The 6,791-nt window shown below is 59.9% G+C and carries 4 protein-coding genes and 4 pseudogenes; 3 read left to right on the plus strand and 5 right to left on the minus strand.

Annotation, left to right across the window (positions count from 1 at the left end; translation table 11 throughout):
* Both Mhypo_RS16795 and Mhypo_RS16800 read right to left on the minus strand, forming a co-directional pair.
* Positions 1–227 (minus strand): annotated as a pseudogene (locus Mhypo_RS16795) (TolC family protein); the annotation flags it as partial.
* The gene (locus Mhypo_RS16800; RefSeq protein WP_119342396.1) at positions 224–691 is read right to left on the minus strand and encodes a MarR family winged helix-turn-helix transcriptional regulator; all 468 of its coding nucleotides are present in this window, start codon (positions 689–691) and stop codon (positions 224–226) included. The gene Mhypo_RS16800 and the pseudogene Mhypo_RS16795, both read right to left, overlap by 4 nt.
* Before the next feature lie 132 nt (positions 692–823).
* On the opposite strand from Mhypo_RS16800, the gene Mhypo_RS16805 reads away from it, so the two are divergent.
* The 3 genes from Mhypo_RS16805 to lysS all read left to right on the plus strand — a co-directional run bounded on the left by Mhypo_RS16805 (position 824) and on the right by lysS (position 3,450).
* Positions 824–1,189, plus strand: a complete 366-nt coding sequence (locus tag Mhypo_RS16805; protein WP_119342397.1) for a hypothetical protein — start codon at positions 824–826, stop codon at positions 1,187–1,189.
* A gap of 158 nt (positions 1,190–1,347) precedes the next feature.
* The gene (locus Mhypo_RS16810; RefSeq protein WP_119342398.1) at positions 1,348–1,821 is read left to right on the plus strand and encodes a GreA/GreB family elongation factor; all 474 of its coding nucleotides are present in this window, start codon (positions 1,348–1,350) and stop codon (positions 1,819–1,821) included.
* Positions 1,822–1,941: 120 nt separating this feature from the next.
* Positions 1,942–3,450, plus strand: coding sequence for a lysine--tRNA ligase (gene lysS / locus Mhypo_RS16815; RefSeq protein WP_119342399.1), 1,509 nt, complete (start codon positions 1,942–1,944; stop codon positions 3,448–3,450).
* A 114-nt stretch (positions 3,451–3,564) separates the two neighbouring features.
* Here lysS and Mhypo_RS16820 read toward each other — a convergent pair.
* From Mhypo_RS16820 to istA, 3 pseudogenes are all read right to left on the minus strand, one after another.
* Positions 3,565–3,999, minus strand: a pseudogene (locus tag Mhypo_RS16820) (IS1634 family transposase); the annotation flags it as partial.
* A 99-nt stretch (positions 4,000–4,098) separates the two neighbouring features.
* Positions 4,099–4,858: pseudogene (istB, locus tag Mhypo_RS16825) on the minus strand (IS21-like element helper ATPase IstB).
* Positions 4,859–4,877: 19 nt separating this feature from the next.
* Positions 4,878–6,446 (minus strand): annotated as a pseudogene (gene istA, locus Mhypo_RS16830) (IS21 family transposase).
* Between the last annotated feature and the right edge of the window lie 345 nt (positions 6,447–6,791).

Consider the following 6,791-nt stretch of genomic DNA (forward strand, 5'->3'; position numbering starts at 1 on the left):
GGGCAGGTAGGGGGGCCCGGGGGCGGGTTTACCTCAAAGAAGGAAAACCCACCCTGGGCCTGCAAGCTGACCGGGCTGAGGGTTGCCCGAAGCTGGGCCTGGGCGGCCTCGAGGCCCAGTCGTGCCTGTAGCAGCGAAGGGTGGTTTTCCAGCGGGGTGAAGAACCCTTGGGCGAGCCCAAGGTTCAGCACCAGGGCGGCCCCAATCAGCGCTTTTGGCCCTTTCATGGTTCTACCCCCTGGTCTCCCGGTGATAGGCCCACAGAACTGGGGTCGGTTAGTTTGCGGTAGCTCTGGGTAAGCATGGTTAGCTCCTCGGGGCTTAGCCGGGCAAATCGTTCGCGCGAGACGGCCCTCCACTGCACACGCATCTGCCCAAGAAAATCTTTACCGTTATCGGTCAGCAGAATCCGTACCTTGCGCTTGTTGCTGGGGTCGAGTTCGCGCCGCACCAAACCGCGCTCCTCGAGGCCTGCCAAAAGCTGCGAGACCCCCGGCGGTGAGGCGTCCATCACAAAAGCCAGGCCCGAAGGCTGGTCAATACCCTCCGAGATGCACATCAGCGCAAAAGCCTGCATCGGGGAGATGCCCAGCCCTTCAAAGGCTTTTTGCTGGTCGAGCCGCATCTGCCACACCAGATGGGTGGACAGCCGCCACAGCTCGTCCAGGGTTTCGTCCAATAGAAAGTTCATACCCGTGAAATGTTATGGTATATAAGTATTTTCAATAGAATGCCTCGCCACAGTTTTCACAAAATAACGCACCGACCTGAACCAGGGCCGAGGCGTAAAAACTGTGTCGGGACATGGTAAACTACTGCCAACATGGGGGAAAAAATCTTCGAAGAGCGGGAGCTGATTTTAGAGTTGTTCCCTGGAACTTCCCCGGAGCTGCTGCCTCCGGGGGAAGTGCTTTATTACCGGGACAAGGAGGGGCGGGTTCACATCGAGGAAAGCCCGCTCCATCTGGTTCTGGAACCCCTCGAGCGCTCTGCAAGCTCCACGCCCATCATCTGCGAGGCCTGCTTAAGACATGTCTCTCGCACGGCAGCGCAGTTCTTCCGCTTTGGTGTGGCTGAAAATGAGCGGCATTTTCGCTATGTGGCCCTGTGCCGCGACACCGAAAGCTGCTCGGGGGCGGCCCGACCAGGGCGTTTGAGAGAAATCCTGTTAAGGGGTATACTGCCCTGAGCAGGTCGACGGTCAAAACCAGGCTCGGCAGAAGGTGCGCCGGGCCTCTTCCTTGACGAGGGAAAGACATCTCATATAAATCTCAGAACCATGGCGCAGCATCGTTAGCGACCAGCTAAGGCGCCAAGCGTTACAGGTCACAGCTTTCAGGAGGCCGGATGGCACGCGAAGTAAAACTTACCAAATCGGGATATGAACGTCTGGTGGCCGAACTCGAGCAAGAACGCGCCCGCTTGCAGGATGCCACCCGTATTTTGCAGGAACTCATGGAGTCCTCCGACGACTACGACGACTCCGGTCTGGAGGACGCCAAACGCGAGAAAGCTCGCATCGAGGCCCGCATAGACTCCCTGACCGACACCCTCTCCCGTGCCGAAATCCTGGAGGAAGAGGGCAACAAGGTGAGTGTGGTCAGCCTGGGGGCCATCGTGAGCCTGAAGTCCAAGGAGGGCGACCACATGGAGGTGCAGGTGGTCTCGCCTGCTGAGGCCAGCGTCCTCGAGCGCCCCATGAAAATCTCCGACGAGAGCCCCTTGGGCAAGGCCCTGCTGGGCCAGAAGGTGGGGGCCAAGGTGATGCTCGAGACCCCCAAGGGCAAAAAAGAGTTCAAGGTAGAGACGGTCAGACACTAGCCGCCCCACCCGCCAGAACGCCCGAGGCCAGGAGCCAAAGGCGTTTTTTTGTATAGTTCGCCCCCCAACCCTCGACAACCTTCGGCCCTGGGGCCTAGACTCTATACGCTGGATGGACTTATGCCTGAATACACCGAACAGACCCAACAACGCTTAGCCAACCTCGAGGCCCTCGCACAGGCTGGCTTTGAGCGCTTCCCCTACCGCTTCCCCAAGACCCACGATGCTGCCCAGATTTTAGCCGCCCATGCCGGGGCCGGGCCGCAAGAGGAGTGGCCCGATGAGCGGGTGCGGGTAGCCGGCCGCCTGATGACCTTCCGGCACATGGGCAAGGCCAGCTTTGCCCACCTGCAAGACCAGAGTGGACGCATTCAGCTCTACCTGGCCCGCGACCTGACCGAGCACTACGACCTGATCAAGAAGCTCGATATTGGCGACATTGTGGGTGTGGAGGGGACGGTATTCACCACCAGGACCGGCGAGATTACCGTCAAGGTCCAAAAGTTTACCCCTCTGGTCAAGTCGCTGCATCCCCTGCCGGATAAATGGCACGGCATCCGCGATGTGGAGACCCGCTACCGCCAGCGCTACCTGGACTTGATCCAGAACCCCGAAGTGCGCGAGGTTTTTCGCATTCGCAGCCGCATGGTGCGCTACATTCGCGATTTCTTCGACCAGCAAGGTTTTCTGGAAGTAGAGGGCCCCACCCTTCAGGCCATTGCGGGCGGCACCGAGGCCAAGCCCTTCAAAACCTTCCACAACGCCCTCGACCACGAGTTCAACCTGCGAATTGCCCTCGAGCTGCACCTCAAGCGCCTGCTGGTGGGCGGTTTTGAAAAGGTCTTCGAGATTGGCCGCAACTACCGCAACGAGGGCATCTCGGTCAAGCACAACCCCGAGTTCACCATGCTGGAAGCCTACTGGGCCTATGCCGACTACCAGGACATGATGGCCCTCATCGAAGACCTGCTCTCGGGTCTGGTGCAGCACCTATTCGGCACCACCGAGGTGCGCTATGGCGAGCATCTTATTAACTTCGCCAAGCCCTTCCGCCGCATAGACTTTACCTCCACACTCAAAGAAAAAGCGGGCCTGGATTTCGACCCCACCGACTTAGAGCGACTGCGGGCCTGGGCCGACCAAAAGCACCCCGAGCTGCGTAGTGTGCCGAGCTACAAGCTGCTGGACAAGCTTTTTGGGCACTACGTAGAACATACCCTGATTCAGCCCACCTACGTGCTGGACGTGCCCCTGGCCATTAGCCCCCTGGTCAAGCGCCACCGCGACCCCAGCAAGCCCCACCTGACCGAGCGGGCCGACTTGTTTGTGGCCGGATTCGAAATTTCGCCCATCTACTCCGAGCTCAACGATGCCCTCGACCAGCGCGCCCGCTTCCAGGAACAAGCCAAGCGCCGCGAGGCCGGCGACGACGAAGAACCCGAGATTGACGAAGACTTTTTGCTGGCCCTCGAGTACGGCATGCCCCCCGCCGCCGGAATGGGCCTGGGCATAGACCGGCTGGCCATGGTGCTCACCAACCAGAACAGCATCCGCGATGTGATTTTGTTCCCCCTGCTCAAACCACGCAAAGAAGTGGCCGAGACCGACGAATCCACCGACGAAGAGTAGTTTTGCTATTGATCGGCACTCGAGCTTTCGCGCGAGTGCAACAGAAACACATACCTTCGTGTGCTGCCTCATAGCTCCACCCCAGCCATTTTGAGCCCACATTCCGCACCTCCCTCACTCCAGGAGGTAATACCGCTGTGCCCCCAGAAGGCGCACCGCAGTCTCGTGATGGGGAGCTAGGTTCAGAACCAGGGGCCGGTCTTCCAGCAAGGCCAGGCGAACCCAGATGAAGAGCTGGAACACCCAGCGCAGGGTGGGCTTGGCTGTGGGCCTCCCCTTCTGGTCCGGCAGGCTGGACCCCGTCTCCTCCAGCCTCCGCCTCAGCTCCCACTCCCCCAGGGCGTAGATCAACAGGGCTACCGCCATGACCATCCCCAGGCTCATCACCCGCTCCGCTCGCTTCAAGAAGGTGCTTGAGGCGAAGAACAGGGGGTCTTTGAGGAAGCGGAACCCTCGCTCCACCGTCCGGGCCTGATCCTTGTAGCGCCTTAGCACCTCCGCCGCGGGCAAGCGCAGGGCATCCAGGACGTTGGTGGCCAGGAGGAACTGCGTATTTCAGGAGATTCGAGCCACGCTTTTCGGCTGAAGCCGAGCCGGTGATTCAGTGAAGTCGAGCCCACCCGGAGCGTAGCGACGCGAGTAATTTGATTATGCCTTATCGGATTCAGAATGGGGAAGCTTGCGGCGGTTTTTCCGTAGGCTCTCACCCTTGAGCTGCATCTTGTAGGAGTTGTGCAGGATGCGGTCGAGGATGGCGTCGGCCAGGGTAGGATCATTAAGCTTGTCGTACCACAGCTCGGTCGGGAACTGACTGGCGATCAGAGTGGAACGCTTTTCGTAGCGGTCGTCGAGGATTTCGAGCAGAATCCGGCGCTGTTCGGTATCGGGACTTTCTAATCCCCAATCATCCAGGATGACCAGGTCGGTTCGGGCGAGTTGAGCGAGGAGTTTGAGGTAGCGACCATCGGCCTTCGCCAGGGTGAGTTCTTGCAAAAGCTTGCCCACCTGGGCATAGTGAACGCTGAATCCCAAACGACAGGCCTGGTGGGCGAAGGCGCAAGCGATGTAGGTCTTGCCCACCCCGGTAGGGCCGGTAATGGTCAGGCTGAGGTGCTCGGTGATCCATTCACAGCTCGCCAATGCGCGCACCATCTTGCCGTCTAGATTCCTGGGGTGCTTGTAGTCAATATCTTCCAGCGTGGCCTGCTGTTTCAACCTAGCGTTGCGGAGGCGGCGGGCCAGACCGCGATTATCTCGAATCACGGCCTCGCGATCCACGAGCAGACCGAAGCGTTCCTCAAAAGACAGGTCTTGGTGGTAGCCCAGTTCGAGTTGCTCTTGAAAAGCCTGGGCCATGCCGTCCAAATTTCATGGCCCGCAGGTGTTGTAGGGTGGGGTGATTGAGCATATGGCTTCTCCTCGCGCATTCAGTATTGCTTGTAATACGCCGCACCTCGCACGTTCTCGTGACTCAGCGGGGGGCTCTCTTCTTTCGGTTCAGCCTCGGGCAGCGGCTTGTGGTCGTAGCCGTTTTGCAGGGTGGCCTGGATAGATTTGTAGCTGTAGCTGCCGAAGAAACAGGCCCGGCGACAAGCAGCTTCGAGGCGCTGGTGGCCGTACAACTTGGCTAAGCGCTGGATGCCCAGGCAGGAGCGAACCCCCTGTTCGGGATGCCGCCTCGCCACCATGATTTGCTCGAACACTGCGATAGTGTGCTCGCCGACGGTTTTGGCCCACTCTTTGAGACGGTCAGGGGTCCAGCGGTTATGGCGTTGGTGGGCCTCGGGCATGTGCTCTGTCACCGTGGTGTGCTTGCCTTTGTACCTCGCCAGGTCGGGCGCTCGTGGATGTACCGCGACCCGCAGGCCTTTGTAGAAGACCTCTATGGTGTTTTGGGCAATGCGGATGCCCACCTGCTGACGGATCAGTTTGTGGGGTACCGAGTAGTAGTGCCCGCTCACCTCGACGTGGTAGTCCACGTTGACCCTGACTTTCTTCCAACTTGCCAGGCTGTAAGGCTGATCGGGCAACGGCGATAAGGCGGGCCGATCCATCTCCTCGAATGCGGTTTTGCGACAGCCTGGAAGCTTTTGGAAGGGACGGTTATTGAGCTGTTCTAACAAGCCCCGCACCGCCCGGTTGGCTTCCACCAGGCCGAAGAAGCTGCGGTCGCGCAGATCGGCCAGGATCCAGCGCTCCACAACCTGTACGCCGCTTTCTACTTTGGCCTTGTCCCGGGGTTTCCTCACTCGGGTCGGTAGGATCGCTACTCCGTAGTGTTCGGCAAACTCGTGATACGCCCGGTTCAGATCGGGTTCGTAGAAACAGGCCTGGGTAACGCCGGCCTTGAGGTTGTCGGGCGCGATGGCTTTCGGCACCGCGCCGAAGTATTCCTGCGCCCGTCGGTGACTGGAAAGCCAATCGGCTATGCCCTTGCTTTCGGTGACCTCGACATGGGTGTAACTGCTGGCAGCCAGTGTAGCCACGAAGACCTGGGCTCGCCGCACCTCGCCCGTGGCGGGGTCGGTGATGCCCAGCGTTTGACCAGCATAATCCACGAACATCTTGTCGCCCGCCTTGTGATCCAGGCGCATGGTCGCGTCCAGGCCGCCGCGCCAATCGCGGTACTTCATGGTGAAGGTCACCTACCCGTAGGCGGTTCCCTCGGGCTGGGCGGCGGCATATTCTTGCCACAGCTTCAGCAGCGTCACACCGGGACGCTTGCGCTCCTGGTGGATGTGCAACCAGTCGGGTTCGGGACGCTCCACACCCCGCCCCAGGCCGGACTTGAACAGCCTGGCTTTGAGCGACACATCGTCTAAATCCTCGGGCAACGGCCAGCTCAGGCCCGCTTCCTTGGCCTGCCGCACGTACTCCCAGATGGTGCTTCTACTCAGCCGAACGCTGAGCGCGATGTTGCGCTCCTCGACCCCAAGCCCCCACTTCAGCCTTAGTACCTCCCGTATTTTCCGCATCGAGACTCGCTTTCCTGGCATGAATCTCCCCGTAGAGGTTCACACCAATGACGTTTCTCGCGGCGTTAGCTTACCCGGCTGGCTCGGCCCTGAAATCTTGGCTCGGGATCACCTGAAATCGCGGCTCGGCTGGCTTTGAAATCCTGGCTCGCTTAGAGCTGATTTACGCACACCTGTAGGTTGGGTGTGATTTCCATCCTAAAATCCTAAGGCCAGGGGGGAGGGGTGCGGAATGTCGGTTTGAGAAGTACCCGGCTGCGGATGAGGTTGTGGACCAGCAGGATGAGGTTCACCCGGGCCACCAGCCCCCAGTAGGAGCGGGCTTCAATCCGATGGAGTCCCAAAGAGCGTACCATCGCGCTGAAC

Source organism: Meiothermus hypogaeus, assembly GCF_003574035.1.
In the GTDB taxonomy this organism is placed as follows: Bacteria; Deinococcota; Deinococci; order Deinococcales; family Thermaceae; genus Meiothermus; species Meiothermus hypogaeus.